20 protein-coding genes and 1 tRNA gene are annotated in these 15,336 nt (G+C 40.5%); 4 read left to right on the forward strand and 17 right to left on the reverse strand.

What is annotated here, in order from left to right:
* Positions 1-221 precede the first annotated feature (221 nt).
* Complete coding sequence (locus CXF74_RS06975; protein ID WP_101081692.1) at positions 222-812, reverse strand: LysE family translocator; 591 nt, start codon at positions 810-812, stop codon at positions 222-224.
* 107 nt (positions 813-919) lie between these two features.
* Here CXF74_RS06975 and CXF74_RS06980 point away from each other — a divergent pair, with 107 nt between their 5' ends.
* Both CXF74_RS06980 and CXF74_RS06985 read left to right on the forward strand, forming a co-directional pair.
* Positions 920-1,363, forward strand: coding sequence for an Lrp/AsnC family transcriptional regulator (locus CXF74_RS06980; protein WP_101081693.1), 444 nt, complete (start codon positions 920-922; stop codon positions 1,361-1,363).
* Between the two features lie 315 nt (positions 1,364-1,678).
* Positions 1,679-2,557, forward strand: a complete 879-nt coding sequence (locus CXF74_RS06985; RefSeq protein ID WP_101081694.1) for a LysR family transcriptional regulator — start codon at positions 1,679-1,681, stop codon at positions 2,555-2,557.
* Between the two features lie 76 nt (positions 2,558-2,633).
* Here the strand turns inward: CXF74_RS06985 and fruA are convergent, their stop codons facing one another.
* The 3 genes from fruA to fruB form a co-directional block, all read right to left on the reverse strand.
* Complete coding sequence (gene fruA / locus CXF74_RS06990) at positions 2,634-4,373, reverse strand: PTS fructose transporter subunit IIBC (protein ID WP_101081695.1); 1,740 nt, start codon at positions 4,371-4,373, stop codon at positions 2,634-2,636.
* A 31-nt stretch (positions 4,374-4,404) separates the two neighbouring features.
* Complete coding sequence (pfkB, locus tag CXF74_RS06995; RefSeq protein WP_101081696.1) at positions 4,405-5,397, reverse strand: 1-phosphofructokinase; 993 nt, start codon at positions 5,395-5,397, stop codon at positions 4,405-4,407.
* Between the two features lie 62 nt (positions 5,398-5,459).
* On the reverse strand, positions 5,460-6,605 hold the full coding sequence (gene fruB, locus CXF74_RS07000) for a fused PTS fructose transporter subunit IIA/HPr protein (protein WP_101081697.1): 1,146 nt from the start codon (positions 6,603-6,605) through the stop codon (positions 5,460-5,462).
* Between the two features lie 301 nt (positions 6,606-6,906).
* Between fruB and cra the strand changes: the two genes are divergently transcribed.
* A complete protein-coding gene (gene cra, locus CXF74_RS07005; protein ID WP_101081698.1) occupies positions 6,907-7,884 on the forward strand; it encodes a catabolite repressor/activator in 978 nt (325 codons plus the stop codon).
* A gap of 115 nt (positions 7,885-7,999) precedes the next feature.
* Here cra and gorA read toward each other — a convergent pair whose 3' ends face one another.
* Positions 8,000-9,364: a glutathione-disulfide reductase gene (gene gorA, locus CXF74_RS07010; protein ID WP_101081699.1), complete on the reverse strand. Its 1,365-nt coding sequence runs from the start codon at positions 9,362-9,364 to the stop codon at positions 8,000-8,002.
* 334 nt (positions 9,365-9,698) lie between these two features.
* Positions 9,699-10,823 carry a phosphoserine transaminase gene (locus CXF74_RS07015; RefSeq protein ID WP_101081700.1) on the reverse strand — a complete coding sequence of 375 codons (1,125 nt, stop codon included), beginning with the start codon at positions 10,821-10,823 and terminating at the stop codon, positions 9,699-9,701.
* A gap of 242 nt (positions 10,824-11,065) precedes the next feature.
* Here CXF74_RS07015 and CXF74_RS07020 point away from each other — a divergent pair.
* Positions 11,066-11,141, forward strand: a tRNA-Trp gene (locus CXF74_RS07020).
* 88 nt (positions 11,142-11,229) lie between these two features.
* On the opposite strand, the gene CXF74_RS07025 is transcribed toward CXF74_RS07020, so the two are convergent.
* The 11 genes from CXF74_RS07025 to CXF74_RS07065 are packed head-to-tail and all read right to left on the reverse strand — an operon-like array spanning position 11,230 to position 15,331.
* Positions 11,230-11,409, reverse strand: a complete 180-nt coding sequence (locus tag CXF74_RS07025) for a hypothetical protein (protein ID WP_101081701.1) — start codon at positions 11,407-11,409, stop codon at positions 11,230-11,232.
* Positions 11,410-11,823, reverse strand: a complete 414-nt coding sequence (locus tag CXF74_RS07030; protein ID WP_101081702.1) for a hypothetical protein — start codon at positions 11,821-11,823, stop codon at positions 11,410-11,412. It lies immediately after the preceding gene.
* Positions 11,820-12,233, reverse strand: a complete 414-nt coding sequence (locus CXF74_RS07035) for a M15 family metallopeptidase (protein WP_101081703.1) — start codon at positions 12,231-12,233, stop codon at positions 11,820-11,822. The genes CXF74_RS07030 and CXF74_RS07035 overlap by 4 nt, the downstream gene beginning before the upstream one ends.
* Positions 12,234-12,289: 56 nt before the next feature.
* A complete protein-coding gene (locus tag CXF74_RS07040; protein WP_101081704.1) occupies positions 12,290-12,763 on the reverse strand; it encodes a hypothetical protein in 474 nt (157 codons plus the stop codon).
* Positions 12,764-12,765: 2 nt separating this feature from the next.
* On the reverse strand, positions 12,766-13,581 hold the full coding sequence (locus tag CXF74_RS07045) for a hypothetical protein (RefSeq protein ID WP_101081705.1): 816 nt from the start codon (positions 13,579-13,581) through the stop codon (positions 12,766-12,768).
* Positions 13,578-14,162, reverse strand: a complete 585-nt coding sequence (locus CXF74_RS07050) for a hypothetical protein (RefSeq protein WP_101081706.1) — start codon at positions 14,160-14,162, stop codon at positions 13,578-13,580. Before CXF74_RS07050 ends, CXF74_RS07045 begins: the two co-directional genes overlap by 4 nt.
* On the reverse strand, positions 14,152-14,295 hold the full coding sequence (locus tag CXF74_RS21920) for a hypothetical protein (RefSeq protein ID WP_157822345.1): 144 nt from the start codon (positions 14,293-14,295) through the stop codon (positions 14,152-14,154). Before CXF74_RS21920 ends, CXF74_RS07050 begins: the two co-directional genes overlap by 11 nt.
* Positions 14,288-14,674: a hypothetical protein gene (locus tag CXF74_RS07055; RefSeq protein WP_101081707.1), complete on the reverse strand. Its 387-nt coding sequence runs from the start codon at positions 14,672-14,674 to the stop codon at positions 14,288-14,290. Before CXF74_RS07055 ends, CXF74_RS21920 begins: the two co-directional genes overlap by 8 nt.
* Positions 14,674-14,877, reverse strand: coding sequence for a hypothetical protein (locus tag CXF74_RS07060; RefSeq protein ID WP_101081708.1), 204 nt, complete (start codon positions 14,875-14,877; stop codon positions 14,674-14,676). Before CXF74_RS07060 ends, CXF74_RS07055 begins: the two co-directional genes overlap by 1 nt.
* A gap of 2 nt (positions 14,878-14,879) precedes the next feature.
* Positions 14,880-15,023: a hypothetical protein gene (locus CXF74_RS22165; RefSeq protein WP_198552808.1), complete on the reverse strand. Its 144-nt coding sequence runs from the start codon at positions 15,021-15,023 to the stop codon at positions 14,880-14,882.
* Between the two features lie 11 nt (positions 15,024-15,034).
* Positions 15,035-15,331 carry a hypothetical protein gene (locus CXF74_RS07065; RefSeq protein ID WP_101081709.1) on the reverse strand — a complete coding sequence of 99 codons (297 nt, stop codon included), beginning with the start codon at positions 15,329-15,331 and terminating at the stop codon, positions 15,035-15,037.
* Positions 15,332-15,336 lie beyond the last annotated feature (5 nt).

Here is a 15,336-nt window from a genome sequence, read left to right on the forward strand (position 1 = left end):
CTGCTCAGGACTAAGCTATTTATGCTTAGTTCAAGGCGAAAAAGCGCAGTTTAGTCGTTTAAATACTACGTACATCCTGTACTACGCCCTTCGGGCCACCTTACAGATGTTCAAACTCATTCCCGATGAATTTGTGAGCATTTTTTAACACGGTTATCGTCAGATAACTGAAGCTTTATCTTGAACAGACCTTAAATAGCGACGGCCTGAGTCGTTACACACTAAATACTAAAAAACATTGAGGCGACTAACAAACTTGCCATGCTGTAATTGAAGTATTTTAAGTTAGTCGGTTTACTGAGTATTTTTTGCATTCTTTGTCCGGCAAAGACCCATAAACAAGCCGAAGGGATATAAATAATGCAGTAGATTGCTGCAATAATATAAACCGCATAGAGGCTGTTAATGCCGGCGCTATATAAAGTGATGGCAGATAAAGCCATTGACCAGCTTTTAGGATTAATCCACTGAAAACTGGCTGCTGCCAAAATACCCATCGGCTGATAAGCATCATTATCACGACTCATATTATGGCTGGTGGCAATTTTATAAGCCAAATAAAGCAAGTAAGTCACACAAGCCCACTGCAAGATAGTTTCTAACAACGGATAAGCGCTAAGCAATTGCATTAATCCTAATCCCACCACAATCACCATCAGCGTAAAACCAATCAAAATGCCAAACATATGCGGGATGGTGCGATAAAAACCAATATTCGCGCCCGATGTCATGAGCATGATGTTATTAGGCCCGGGCGTAATGCTACCAATTAATGCAAAGGTACTTAATGCCAATAAATGCGAATATTCCATGGTTATTTTCCTGCTCAATTATTTGTGCCCATATCTTATGTAGAAGTTGGCAGGATTTTGTGTTTATATTTGCTCACATAACACTATTTACACAAGGATTTATCTAAATGGATAGGTTTGACGAAAGAATATTGCGTGAATTAAAGATTGATGGAAGATTGTCCAATGTTCAGCTTGCGGATCGCATCGGCCTTTCTGCTTCTGCAACGCTGCGACGCGTACAAGAGTTAGAAAAAAGTAAGGTGATTGCAGGTTATCGTGCTGTTCTGAATCCGGCTGCATGTGGGGTTGAATTTGTCGCTTATGTCTCGATTGGCCTTTCTGATCACAGCAAAGCATCACAACTGCATTTTGAAGAAGCGGTATCTGTCGCCAAAGAAGTGGTGGAATGCCACAATATTACTGGATCTAGTGAATATTTATTACGTGTGGAAACTAAAAGCCTGTCAGCTTACAAACAGTTTCATATCAACGTGATTGGTAGTATTCCGCAGGTAAATACAGTGGCGACATCGGTGGTCATGGACAGCCCAAAAGATGAACGTGCTTAGCCTTCTTAAGCTTATTAATGTGTGCATGAAGGTTATAGATCCTTTAAAGCAGATCGCTATTTTTAGGATCTGATCGCTAATTGATGAGGGTAGGTCCAGTTATCTATTTTCAACACCGTTTAGGATCGGATCGCTAATTTATGATGATAGATCCAGTTACCTATTTTCAACACCATTTAGGATCCGATCGCTAATTGCTGATGATAGATCCGCTTATCTATTTTCAACTATGTTTAGGATCTTCTTCGTTTATAAATTATGATTGTCTCTATAAATGAAAATATTTCGTTATGTGAAATATTGATGGAGAATAATGTGCTTAATCCAATGTGGTTACAGACCTTTAGAACGTTAGTGGAAGTCGGGCATTTTACGCAAACGGCAGAGAAGTTATTTATGACTCAGCCGGGCGTTAGTCAGCATATCAACAAGTTAGAATTAGCCTGTGGACACAATTTAATAAAGCGTTATAACAAAACCTTTGAAGTGACCGAGCAAGGCAGACGTGTTTATCAATATGCGCTGCAAATGGAAGCGCAACAATCTCAATTAATTGAAAGCTTAAATATCGATGATTCAACAGTAGGGCAGTGCCGTATTAGCTGTTCTGGCTCGATGGCATTGCATATTTATCCACAATTATTAAACATTCAAAAACGTTATCCGCAGTTAACCTTTCACTTAGAAGCCGCACCGAAAAAAAGAATGTTAGAAGGTATTCAAGCAGGGTTGTCAGACTTAGCGATCATTACCGAAAAACCCAGTGAACACCTGTTTAGCAGTGAAGTCTGTGGAGAAGAGCCTTTAGTGTTAGTTTTGCCTAAAGCCTTACAAAACGAACCATTAACGCCTGAGCTCTTAATACAATGTGGTTTAATTTCTCATCCCGATGCTTTGTATTATTTGTCTTTGTATTTTAGGCGATGTGGGCATGCCAGCTTAAATAAATTAAACCCCGAAAAAATATTACCGGTGAGTTACATAAATCAATTAAGCCAAATATTAGTGCCTATTTCAGAGGGAATTGGTTTTACTGTTTTACCTCAAAGTGCCGTTAATGCCTTTGCTTTAAGAGAGGCATTACATGTTCATCAGCCTGTAAAGCCGGTATCTGAAACGCTTTATATTGTGCACAAAAAAGGGCGAGAATTAGCATCGCGCTATCAAACGGTATTAAGCCAATTGAGCATCTGAACATAGTTCATTTACAATGAGCAAAAAAAGAGGCTAACTATGACTGGCTAGCCTCTTTTTTGTTAAGTTACTTTTACTAAGCCACTGCAGCTTCTGTTGTGTCTGATTTCTTTTTCAAGAAAGCATAAGTGAAACCTGTTACTGCTGTACCTGCAGCAATGGCCACTAAATACATAAATACTGGCGTAATAGCATGAGGAATAAACAGAACAAATAGGCCACCATGCGGTGCTAATAGCTCTGCGCCAAATAACATCGATAAACCACCTGTTAATGCACCACCTGCCATACAGCTTGGGATAACACGCATTGGGTCTTTGGCTGCAAAGGGAATTGCACCTTCTGAGATAAAACATAAACCTAATACAAAAGAAGCTTTACCGGCTTCACGTTCGCCTGCTTCAAATTTATTCTTAGTGAGGAATGTGGCTAGTCCCATGCCTAATGCAGGTACCATACCGGCGGCCATAATCGCTGCCATCGGGCCGTAAGTTTGAGAGGCTAATAAACCCACACCAAAGGTATAAGCCGCTTTATTTACCGGACCCCCTAAATCGAAACACATCATACAGCCAAGAATCACACCTAATAACACGGCATTTGTTGAGCCCATTGTATTTAGGAATTCGGTTAACGCAGACATAATGGCAGCGACCGGACCACCAACGATGTACACCATCACTAAACCAGTAAATAAACTAGCAACAAAGGGAATGATTAAAATCGGTTTAAGCGCTTCCATTGACTGTGGAAGTGACACCTTATCGGCAATCCATTTTGCAGAATAACCGGCAATGAAACCCGCAGCGATACCCCCTAAGAAACCTGCGCCAAGTGAACTTGCTAACATACCACCAATTAAACCGGGTGCGAGACCTGGACGATCGGCAATTGAGAACGCAATAAAACCCGCTAACACAGGAATCATCAATGCAAAGGCAGCGCCTCCACCAATATCCATTAATGTAGCTGCTATGGTGCCTTTTTCTTTAAAGGCTTCAATACCAAATACAAATGACAGGGCGATCAATAAACCCCCTGCAATCACAACGGGTAACATATGTGAAACACCGGTCATTAAGTGTTTGTACATGCCTTTTTTCTCATCGCTGTGAGAAGACTGTGTATTACCTGACGCTTGAAAAATCGTGGCATCGACAAAGGCTTTATCGATCTCTTGTTCGGTTTTCTTGAGTGCTAAGCTAGTGCTTGTTTTGTAGAGACGTTTGCCGTTAAAACGCTCTAATGGCACTTCAATATCAGCGGCAATAATCACTAAATCAGCGTCGCTAATATCTTGGTCGGTTAACTGGTTTTTTGCACCCACAGAGCCACGAGTTTCTACTTTAATAATATGACCTTGGCGTTTAGCTTCACCTTCTAACGCTTCTGCAGCCATGAAGGTATGCGCGACACCCGTTGGGCATGCGGTAATAGCCACAATATTTTTAATCACGTTTGATTCTATCGTAAGGGGCGTTGCCGTTGTCACCTGTGAAGAGGTTAATTCTGTTGCTTCATTCACTGCATTTTCTAACCAAGCTTGTGCATTGGGCGTGCAATCAGAAATAGTCCCTTGATAGACTTTTTTACCGATAAAACGTGTCGTATCTACCGTGGTATTGCTGGTAATGATAATCGCATCTGCGTGCTCAATGATCGCTTGCGTTAATTGCTCAACAGGCATGATGCTTGATTGGCATTCAATCGAGGCTTTCCAATTTAATGCCGTTACTGCTTGCTCTAATAAACCGGCTGCAATAATACTGTTTGCGATGCCGCTTGGGCATGCCGTCACTATGGCGATATTTTTCATGTTTTATCCTTAAATTTTAGCAAATGCCTTATTACGCGTTTGCAGGAACATTGAGTGTTACTTGTTGTTGTAATGCTGTTACGTCTTCAATATTTGTTACGCCCACGCCTACTTGCGATACGGCTAAAGCAGAGAGCGCAGTTGCAAAAGATAATATTTGAGTGCGTGACCAATTTGTTTGCATCTGCCCCCAACATAAACCTGCGACTAACGTATCACCTGCACCCACTGTGCTAACGACGTTCATTTTTGGTGGCTGAGAGTAAATCCATTCTGCGTTGTTTTGATTGTTTTGATTGTTTTGATTATTTTTTCCTAGCCACATCACGCCTTTTGAGCCTAATGAGATGACCACATTCTCAATGCCTTTTTCTGACAAATTCTCTGCGACTTGTTGAAATTCTTGTAGGCTTTCTAAAGGACTACCCACTAGTTCAGATAACTCATCATCGTTGGGTTTAATTAACCAAGGATGGCTGTTTACACCTGCTTTAAGTGCTGCTCGGCTACTATCAAAGAATACTTTTTTGCCCATCTGATGCAGTTTTTCAATCCAACTAGCACATAACTCAGGGGAAATTCCTGTCGCTAAGCTACCTGCAAGCACAAAAAACTCATGGGTTTCTGCAAGCGTAAATAAACGTGATTCAAACTGCTCGATAGCCTCTTTTGAAACACTAATACCCGGGAAGTTGATATCACTGACACGGCCATCATCTTCAACTAATTTCACGTTAATACGTGTAGCGCCATCAATACGGATAAATTCATCTTGTGCGCCCATCTCTTTAAAGTGTTGGCAAAACAGCGCTTCATTATCGCGACCAAGAAAACCCGTGACTGTTACGTCTGCGCCTAAATCTGCTAATACTTTGGCAACATTCACGCCTTTACCGGCTGGGTGTAATGAACCTGTCTTGACTAAATTTACTGAGCCCGCTGATAAACTGTCTAAGCTACCGGTTAAATCCAGTGCTGGATTTAAGGTGATGGTGACAACTTGTAGTTTTTTATTCGTATTCATAATTTGTCTCTTAATTGCTTTCTTAATTTTTTTCTTGATTTTTTTATTAAGTGCTCTCTTAATTAGCCTTCACTCAGGCCGGATGCGATCGCTTCGCCAATACCCGCAAGTGCTTCTTTTTCATCAATGCCTATCGCAGTAAATTGCAGTTCATGGCCGTGTTTTACACTTAATGAGATCACTTTCATTAAGTTTTTAGCATCAACTGATTTACCATCACCATTTACATTTAACACAGTAATTTTTGAAGCGTATTTTTTAGCTTCTGCCACTAACATGGCACTTGGGCGGGCATGTAAACCATGTGTATTATTAATTTTAAAGGTGGCGCTATTGGCATTGCTTGTCTCTATTGCTATCTCGTTGGTATTGGTTGAAGTAGATAAAAACAGTTCAAGCAACTGCTCTGTTGTTGCTGATAAAATCGAGTCTTGTTGCTGCGTAAAAACCAACTCAGTGATAGTGGTTAAGAATGATTGATGGGTGTTATTCGCAGAGGCAATCGCAATTAAACCTCGTACCGGTAAATGATTAAACTCAAAGCTATTTACCACGCTCACAATAGACATAGCGGCGCGCTTAACGCCTTTATTCGAGCTTACCAACCACAATCCACTACCTAAATACGTTGGCTCTTTTGTCACTAACTCGCCAATAAATTGCTTGTCTACGTTGCCATTATTTTTTAATAAGCCACCTGCTACTGCGCTCATTTGAATCAGATCGTTGGCTGGAAAATGTAATTGAATTAATGAGGCATCAAAATCAGCTTCAAGCTGCATTTCACCATTTAATAACGCAATGATGTCGGCTTTTGTTGTTGCCTGTTTTAATTTTTCCTCAACGCCATCTTCAGAAAGGGCTTTCGTTAACTGCTTCAAAATACCTAAGTGTTTATCTGATTTTGCTGCAATACCAATCGCGACATAAGCAATGTTGCCATCTCCCCAATTTGCGCCTTCAGGGAAGTGATGAACGGCAACCCCTGTTTTATTCACTAAATGTCGTGTATCGGTTGTGCCGTGCGGAATCGCAATACCATTACCTAGAAATGTTGAATTTTGCTGCTCACGTTGCAACATGCCATCGACATATTTTGGGCTAACAAAACCCATCTCTGTTAATTGAGCTGCCATCGCTTTAATGGCACTGGTTTTATCCTGAGCGCTTTGTTGTAGGGTAATATCATCATTTATTAGTGTAAGCATGGGGTTTAGCCTCTCGCGATAGTTCATTTAGTTCAATTAATTCACAGTGTTTACTGTCTTAAATCTTAAAGCTGAATCGTTTCAGCAAAAATATTAAAAAAATTCAACAAATTCTATTTACTGACTAATCACGCTTTAATGTTGTAATTTAGAGTCGTTATTTAGTACAAATTTCAAACTAATAGAATGTGCTGAATCCTTTCAGCTTTTATACTGAATCGATTCAGCGTATAATTCAAGAGATAAAAGGATCAGATGGAAATTTATATGATCCAGCCCACATAATTAAGGATCTTGAATAATGACATTAGATGAAGTTTCCAAGCTTGCAGGTGTCTCCAAAACCACTGCAAGTTATGTCATTAATGGTAAAGCAAAGAAATATCGCATCAGCGAAAAGACGCAGTTAAGGGTAATGGCAGTCGTGGATGAGCATAATTATCGACCTGATCATGCAGCTGCTGCATTACGCGCGGGTAGTAGTCGATCTTTTGGTTTGATCATTCCAGATCTTGAAAATACCAGTTATGCCAAACTGGCTAAATTATTAGAGTACAACTCGCGTAAAGCGGGTTATCAGATATTAATTGGCTGTTCCGATGATGATCCTGAAACTGAAAAAAATGTCGTAGAGGCGTTAATTAGCCGCCGTATTGATGCTTTATTTGTCGCTAGCGTGTTACCGAATGGCAGTGAATATTATTTAAAGATCCAACAGCAGGGCACACCGATTATTGCTATAGACCGCTCGTTAGATGATGAGCATTTCAGCTGTGTGATTAGTGAAGATTTTGATGCCGCCTATGAACTAACGCAATCTGTGATTAATTCAGCGGTCACCTCGGTAGGTCTCATTGGCGCATTACCAGATTTAAATATTTCACGACAACGTCATTTAGGCTTTCAAGCGCAGGTAAAAGAGCAAGGTTTATTAAGCATTACCGGTTATGGTGAGCATTTCAATAATGAATCTGGTAAGGCTATTTTTGAAAAGTGGATCAAAGAAGATACCGTGCCCGATGCGATTATTACCACCTCTTATACCTTACTCGAAGGTCTTTTAGACGTGTTAATTGAAAAACCAGAGCTGATGAAGAATCTAAAAATAGGTACGTTTGGGGATAATCGTTTATTAGATTTTTTACCGATAAAAATTAACTCGCTACCGCAGCAGTTTGAGCTTATTGCAGATAGTGCATTGGGTTTAGGCTTGAACGCATCTGCCAAGCGTTATCAAGCAGGTATCGAATTAATTCCAAGAAAAATAGTGATTCGTTGATTAATGAGCTGGGTTGGTAAAGGTAAGTGAAGGTGTTTATTTTTCGACGCGTATAAAAAAGGGCATATCGTAATATGCCCTTTAATCTGTTTTATAAGACTCAGCTAGTGACTGACTATCTCATTGTTACAAATTCTTCTGAACCCGTTGGATGAATGGCGATAGACGAATCAAAATCAGCTTTTGTTGCGCCCATTTTCATTGCCACTGAGAAACCTTGAATCATTTCATCAACAGCAAAACCAATACCGTGTAATCCCACAACCACTTCGTTTTCACCGGCACAAACTAACTTCATTTTGCAAGGTTGACGATGTTTTGTCACGGCTGTGTACATTGCCGTAAAGCCTGATTGATAAACCTTCACACTTTTCTCGCCGTACTGTTCAATCGCTTGTCGCTCAGTTAAACCAATTGTACCGATTGGTGGGTGGCTGAAGACGACTGTTGGGATTAAATCGTAATCCATTTTAGCATCGGGCTTGTTATTGAATAAACGCTCAGCAAGTTGACGACCCGCTTTAATGGCTACAGGTGTTAGCTCTACGCCACCTTCCATAATATCACCCACACAATAGATGCCTGGGATATTCGTTTCTTGATAAGCGTCTACTTTGATGTAACCACGATCGTTGGTTGCAACGCCCGTTGCTTGTAAATTAATAACATCTGTAGCAGGGTGGCGACCAATGGCCCAAATAAGTGTATCGACGTTAAATGACTCACCATTTTCAAGGTGTAGTGTCAGGCTACCATCAGATTCTTTAATCACTTCTTTTGGTGTGCTGTTTGTATGTAGCGTAGGGCCTTCAGCTGCCATTACTTCTACTAAGGTATCAACGATCAGTGGATCAAAGCTACGTAGTGGCGATTCTTTACGTACAAAAATATGTGTTTCAGTGCCTAGCGCGCTTAATACACCGGCGATTTCTACTGCGATATAACCTGCGCCTACAACTGCAACACGTTTAGGTTGCTCAACAATATCGAAGAAACCGTTTGAGTCGATACCGAATTCTGCACCGGGAACATTAGGGATCGTTGGACGACCACCCGTTGCGATAGTGATGTGTTTTGCACTGTATTGTTTACCGTTTACTTCAACTGTGTTTTTATCAACAAAGGTCGCAAAACCTTTAATCACTTCAACGTTATTATTACCTAAAACACGATCGTATGATTCGTGAATACGGCCAATATAAGCTTGACGGTTTTCAACCATTTTTGCCCAGTTAAAACTTTTTACATCTAAGTCAAAACCGTAATCTTCTGCGTATAAGTTAATCGCTTCAGCAACTTGTGCGCCATGCCACATTACTTTTTTAGGCACACAACCCACATTTACACAGGTACCACCAAGGTCTTTTGCTTCAATGATAGCTGCTTTTGCGCCATACATTGATGCACGATTAGCAGATGCAATACCACCACTACCACCGCCAATACAGATGTAATCGAAATCAAATTGTTGCTCAGTCATGAGTTACCTCGGTTATTTTTAATTGCGTGATCTTATTATTTAAATCGAAGAAAAAATAAGATGCGTTGATGGGATTGTATGACGTAATTTCAGTGACTGCACTCTATTTGAGTGATGCTTTCTATTTTTCAGGCAAGTTTTAGCCTGAGTTGTGTGTTTTGATGTGAGGTACTGGCACTTTAGTATTGCGAGGCTGTGTTAGTGACTTTTGTCGAAGAGGCAGAGCTGAAGCCTTATTCTGCGTATTTTAAAATACTTTTTGAAAGTAAGGCTTCAGACTGTTTTATATTTTTACTGCTACGCCGTTAATAACAGCGCTTGTATTACAACGTTTTTACGCGCTGACCTGTTGATATGCCCAGGTTAACCAAGGTATTAATGCTTCAAGGTTACTTTGTTCAACGGTACTGCCACACCAAATACGTAAACCACTAGGCGCATCTTTGTAAGCGCCAATGTCAAAGGCAACTTGGTTATCCGCAAGCACTTGAATAAATTGTTTAATTTGTTCATCAGTTAAATCAAGCGATAAACAAACACTGGTATTAGAGCGTGTTGCTTCATCACTTGCTAAGAAGTTAATCCATTCATTTTTTGCTACAAATTTACTTAATACAGTTAAGTTATCCTGTGATTTTTGAATGCTTTGTTCAACACCGCCAATTGATTTAACCCAATCTAATGCGTCTTGATAATCAGCAACACAAAGCATAGAAGGAGTATTAATTGTTGCGCCTTTAAAGATACCTTCAATTAACTTACCACCCGCAGTTAAGCGGAATATTTTAGGCATTGGCCAGCTTGGTGTATAACTTTCTAAACGCTTAACAGCACGGGGGCTTAAAATGATAATACCGTGTGCGCCTTCGCCACCTAATACTTTCTGCCAGCTAAACGTCGTGACGTCTAATTTTTCCCATGGCATTTCCATTGCGAAAACAGCTGAAGTCGCATCACAAATGGTTAAACCTTCACGGTCATCTGCAATAAAATCGCCATTTTTAACTTTAACGCCAGAGGTTGTGCCGTTCCACGTGAAGATACAATCATTCGCTGGGTTCACTTTGCTTAAATCAGGAAGCTGTCCGTAATCTGCAGTAATCTGATTAACGTTATCAAGTTTTAACTGCTTAGTGATATCTGCATACCAACCTTGACCAAATGATTCCCAGTAACAAACATCAACCGCACGCGGGCCTAACATCGACCACATGATCATTTCCATCGCACCGGTATCTGACGCTGGCACAATACCTACGCGGTAACCTTCTGGTAATTGTAAAAGCTCAGCCGTATCGGAGATGACTTTTTGCAATGCGTCTTTACCGATATTAGAACGGTGTGAGCGGCCTAATGCAGAAAGATCTAACTGATTAATATCGTAGCCAGGGCGCTTTGCGCAGGGGCCAGATGAAAAATTTGGATTTGCGGGTTTGATGATCGGCTGTGGGAAACTCATTGATTAAACGTCCTTTATAAACAAGTGTTAGAAATAGCAAACTACACCAGTGTGTGACGGCAAGCAATGGAAACTAGGTGCATTCGTTTCTTTCACTTAAATATTGAAGTGAATAATCATGCGCAAGTTGGCATTTTTAGCGGTTATTTAACGTTATTGTTGGAATTGTAGGCAGTCGAAGAGGGTTTCATTAAAAGGAGCTTTACATTATTTTTGGCTTAGGTATTATTCGCTTTGTCAGCAGGGGTGTAGTTCCAACGGCAGAACGACGGATTCCAAATCCGTATGTTGGGAGTTCGAATCTCTCCACCCCTGCCAAATTATGCAGTAATAGTGAATAACTATTCTCTGCGCATGAAAAAGCCACTCATTGAGTGGCTTTTTTTGTTTCTAGGGTATGAGCTGATTACTTTTGTGGTGTGTTTTCTTTTTCCCACTCAATCTTATCAATGCGCTTTTCATGCGCGAGCAATGTACCTTGAATACCCCGATTAATTTTTACTAACTGCCAACCTATCCAAGCCACTCCTATTGCGATTGGGGATATTCCAAGGTTTGCAAGCAATGCTACTGCAGGAAAATCCATTTAAGCCACCCTATATTTTTTACTTAACCAGTGCTCAACGGCAACACGCAACATTCTACGGAAGCCGAACGTATCAATGTAAACCATTGCAAGGCAGTACCAGTAATGCTCTGGCACGCTCTTTAGTGCGGTAAATCCAAGGTCAACATATTTAGCATAATCAGGAATGAAACTAAGTATGAGCGGGGCGGTTGTGATTAATAACAAATACTCATCTTTCCAACCACGATCACTTAAGTTAATTTCGTCTAGCTTCCCTGCACTCGCATCACCCTGTGCAACGCGTTTTCGTTTAGCTGTTGAAATTGAGGCTTTTAACTCACCCGCTTGCTTAATTTCATCTGCTTTATTTTTACGAACCGCTTTAAATGCACTAAACCCGCCTGTTATGAAAGCACCTAGTAATGTAATCATGCTAACTCCACATGTGGACCATCTTTGAAGCTATTCCAATCACCGCCCCAAACAATAGGGATGTTTAATTCACGGCTTGCTTGTTTAAATGCTTCGCTAATTTCACGGTAGTAATGCATATCCCAAGTAGGTTTTCCGCTTTCATCGTAGGCCATAAAATCAATGGCTTTTGCATGTTGATGTTTACTTTTGCGGTTTACTCCATCCAATTGAGAATGACCCTTTAAATATAAATCATGTTGCTCTGCTTCTGTTCGGTGGCCAGACGTAATAGCAAAATCAAATGCTGATAACTCAAGCGCCCGACGAGTAACCTTTTTTAAATCATTTTCCACCCCAAGCATTTTTGTATTACTGCGAGAGGATAAGGCAAACCCGCTTACAGCTTTATCTATTTGTTTTTTATTCATGGTATAAATCCCTATAACTCCAATCGTTAAAAGTAATGGCGTTAACAATTTCATTGCTAAAAGTCGGCTTGATGACTAAGAATAACAATGTATTTTCCATCTGCCTTTTGTAGATTTACCTGCAATTCAACTGCATTTTTTGGCGCAATAATTTGCAAGTGATACGTAGATGAAAATTGCGGTACTTTGTTAAAGATAATTTTAGGGTAATGACATGTTGAAGCGCCCTCAGCATTCAACAGGTCTATATGAATCGTATCAGTTGGTGAATTAACCCATGTAGGGTCTTCCTTGTCCTTATCGAAGTTACTCGAAGGCATGCGTTCCAGTGCTAGCGTAATAAAGTTAACATTTTCATTTAAAAAAAATGAAACGGTATCAGTGCCGTTATGAGAATCAATTCTTTGATCGTTATAATTTAAGAGTTTTAAATCTATTAAGTTACCCGTTATTTCTGTCGGCAATGATTTTAAGTGTTCTTCAATTTCGTTTATTTTATTAAGGTCTGAGCCTGTACCAAGTTGAAACATAATTAGTTAACCTCGCTTAAGTAGCAGTTATCAGTAATTACCACTGCAAATAAATTTACCTCTGCAGTGGTTGATAGTTCAATTTTTTCCCCTGCAAAAAGGGGCAATCCGTTATCAGCCGTTTCACCAATCCAAATAGCACCAGTGTTTAATGGCGACGCTTTAATGATTAGCGTCTTACGGTTTAGGTTTTCAGCAACAACGTGGTTATTACTGGCAAAGTCAGCTTTAACCAGGGGCGTGTAAATTGCAGATTTAACAGCATCTACTTTTTGTACCGTAGGTAAGTTATTAATGCTTACATCCCATAAACCTGCTTGCTGTGCTAGCCATTGCCCGCTCTGGCTAACTGACTGAATAGCAGGGAGGTTGTTCACGCTTACATCAAGTAAACCACTTTGTTTGACTGACTGTATAAGCGGGAGGTTGTTCACGCTTACATCAAGTAAACCACTTTGTTTGACTGACTGTATAAGCGGGAAATTATCAACTAAAAAGCTTTGTCCTGCTGAAAATTGCACGCTTGGCATTGCCGTAATAACTGCATTTGTACTACCCCCATCATTAGCAGGGTAAAATTTTCCATGGCCTGTTTTAATCACAACATGATTAGCTGAGTCGTGCATATTGCGGATTGTTATCGCTTTAAAGTCCTCACCTTGTGGCACTTGAACTTGGTCCCAACGATTCAGTGAGTAATTTCGGCCTGAGTCGGTTGTTATTTCAATTAATCCATCAGCAGAATCAACAAAAATAAAACTCCCCTCTGCTGATAACATCGGCTCTGCACCTACCTGTAAAGTTTGATTAATAATCATCGTGTTTTCATTCCCCACATAATAAAGCCAATCATCACAATCCCACCCACCACAGCAATGGCAATTACTTTTGTTTGTTGTTTGCTCATTTCAGTGGCGCCACCTGTTTGCGCTGATTTAGCAAGCTCAGTAATGGCATTTAATTGCTCATCATTAGATCGCATTTGGCTTGAGCTAATGCCTGCAATCACTTGTGTATTATCAAAGTTAGATTGCGCTAATTTATCAACTACATCAGCGCTTAATTCCTGCATACCATCCAAAGAATCAAGCGCCACCGATTCAGCAAAATCAAAGCTTGCTTCGGTTGTTTCTGCTGAAATGCTAGCTAAATTAACAGCGGTACTCATTGCGTTTTGGCCTAAACTATCCGCTGTATCGAAAGCATTAGCCCCCAATTTTCCTGCAGTTTGCGCAATCTCTTCGGCTGCATCCATAGCGCCGTGGTCGGTGGTGGTAGAGTGAATGGTATTACCCTCTCCCAATACTTGAATCCCGCTGTTTTCTTCCTGCTGAATAGCGCGATTATCATAATTAGTATTGTCAGTTTGTGCGCTTTTATTTGAGGAGCTACCACCCATAATTCACCCCGTTTTTTGCATAAGCAGTGCCACGCATAGGGGAGGAGTTAGAAAATTCAGCTTGAGGTAAAAAAAGGTTTCGCTCTGATTTACTTGCTGATTTTTTTAATTTATTTTTTTGTTTTTTATTCATTGTATAAATCCATCCTATAAACAAACTCTGTTTTATTAAATAGGGATTCGCGCACCTCGATTAATTTAAAAGGATAAGCGCGCAATGCTCGGCCTATGGCCTTGGGAACTTGGGTGTGTACTCGCAACGTTGAAGCGCCAACCCGTTTTGCATAACTGTAAATTTCTGGCGTGTACTTGCGTAAACTTTTACCAGCCACAGCAACTAAAACAAATTCGCTACCCTCTAACCTTGTTACTGCCAATAACTCCCCGTCGTTAAAACTCCAAAGCTTAGAAACACCCGTTAATACTTCGCGTTTAATTGTGCCTTTGGCGTTATTTAAAGCCGGGGATAACTGCTTTTTGGTCGCTTTATTCCACACGTTTAGTTGTTTCATTATTTCTTAAGTAGAAATAATGCAATTACAACAACAATACCGATGGCAACAACAGGTGAAACCGCTAAGCCCGAAGCTTTAGGGCCACCAAAGTTAACTCCACCGTAGGCTTTACCACCAAAAGAAGTGTCACCGCTTGTTGCGGTTGCCGCGCCCCCCGTTAAACCACCGCCCCCCGTTAAACTAGTCATTGCTCCAAGCATAATTATTTACCACCTTGAGACTTATAAACCAAGTAACCACCACCAATAAATGCACCGATAAGAAGCACTTTATTTGTGTTACTGCCTGCCCACCAACCTGCACCGCCTGAAATGGCGGCAACAATTGGAATGATTAAAAGTGGCATAAACTTCCCCTTTATCGTCTAATTACTACTAAAACAAGAAGCAGAGCCACTACACCGCCTGCAATCATTAACATGTTGTTATTTAATAGTGGCGTTGTAGTAACGGTTTGCACTGGCGCACCGTTATTATTAACCGCAACAGGTTTTTGATATTGCTGATAAGCCGATGGCGTAGCAACAGCCAAAGGCGGTCTAGCTACAGCTAGCGGTTCCTTTTTCGCTTTGGGCTCATCAATATATTTATCAACGGCGGCAAGCTTGCCAACGTCCAGTATCGTTTCCCCCAAATCTTCTAAAAAATCAAACATGAATC

This window comes from Psychromonas sp. Urea-02u-13, from assembly GCF_002835995.1.
GTDB lineage: Bacteria > Pseudomonadota > Gammaproteobacteria > Enterobacterales > Psychromonadaceae > Psychromonas.

Excerpts from the sequence above, each read along its gene's own strand:
- CXF74_RS06975 (WP_101081692.1), bottom strand. The coding sequence starts at position 812 with ATGGAATATTCGCATTTATTGGCATTAAGTACCTTTGCATTAATTGGT.
- CXF74_RS06980 (WP_101081693.1), top strand. The coding sequence starts at position 920 with ATGGATAGGTTTGACGAAAGAATATTGCGTGAATTAAAGATTGATGGA.
- fruA (WP_101081695.1), bottom strand. The coding sequence starts at position 4,373 with ATGAAAAATATCGCCATAGTGACGGCATGCCCAAGCGGCATCGCAAAC.
- pfkB (WP_101081696.1), bottom strand. The coding sequence starts at position 5,397 with ATGAATACGAATAAAAAACTACAAGTTGTCACCATCACCTTAAATCCA.
- fruB (WP_101081697.1), bottom strand. The coding sequence starts at position 6,605 with ATGCTTACACTAATAAATGATGATATTACCCTACAACAAAGCGCTCAG.
- cra (WP_101081698.1), top strand. The coding sequence starts at position 6,907 with ATGACATTAGATGAAGTTTCCAAGCTTGCAGGTGTCTCCAAAACCACT.
- gorA (WP_101081699.1), bottom strand. The coding sequence starts at position 9,364 with ATGACTGAGCAACAATTTGATTTCGATTACATCTGTATTGGCGGTGGT.
- CXF74_RS07015 (WP_101081700.1), bottom strand. The coding sequence starts at position 10,823 with ATGAGTTTCCCACAGCCGATCATCAAACCCGCAAATCCAAATTTTTCA.
- CXF74_RS07025 (WP_101081701.1), bottom strand. The coding sequence starts at position 11,409 with ATGGATTTTCCTGCAGTAGCATTGCTTGCAAACCTTGGAATATCCCCA.
- CXF74_RS07030 (WP_101081702.1), bottom strand. The coding sequence starts at position 11,823 with ATGATTACATTACTAGGTGCTTTCATAACAGGCGGGTTTAGTGCATTT.
- CXF74_RS07035 (WP_101081703.1), bottom strand. The coding sequence starts at position 12,233 with ATGAATAAAAAACAAATAGATAAAGCTGTAAGCGGGTTTGCCTTATCC.
- CXF74_RS07040 (WP_101081704.1), bottom strand. The coding sequence starts at position 12,763 with ATGTTTCAACTTGGTACAGGCTCAGACCTTAATAAAATAAACGAAATT.
- CXF74_RS07045 (WP_101081705.1), bottom strand. The coding sequence starts at position 13,581 with ATGATTATTAATCAAACTTTACAGGTAGGTGCAGAGCCGATGTTATCA.
- CXF74_RS07050 (WP_101081706.1), bottom strand. The coding sequence starts at position 14,162 with ATGGGTGGTAGCTCCTCAAATAAAAGCGCACAAACTGACAATACTAAT.
- CXF74_RS21920 (WP_157822345.1), bottom strand. The coding sequence starts at position 14,295 with ATGAATAAAAAACAAAAAAATAAATTAAAAAAATCAGCAAGTAAATCA.
- CXF74_RS07055 (WP_101081707.1), bottom strand. The coding sequence starts at position 14,674 with ATGAAACAACTAAACGTGTGGAATAAAGCGACCAAAAAGCAGTTATCC.
- CXF74_RS07060 (WP_101081708.1), bottom strand. The coding sequence starts at position 14,877 with ATGCTTGGAGCAATGACTAGTTTAACGGGGGGCGGTGGTTTAACGGGG.
- CXF74_RS22165 (WP_198552808.1), bottom strand. The coding sequence starts at position 15,023 with ATGCCACTTTTAATCATTCCAATTGTTGCCGCCATTTCAGGCGGTGCA.
- CXF74_RS07065 (WP_101081709.1), bottom strand. The coding sequence starts at position 15,331 with ATGTTTGATTTTTTAGAAGATTTGGGGGAAACGATACTGGACGTTGGC.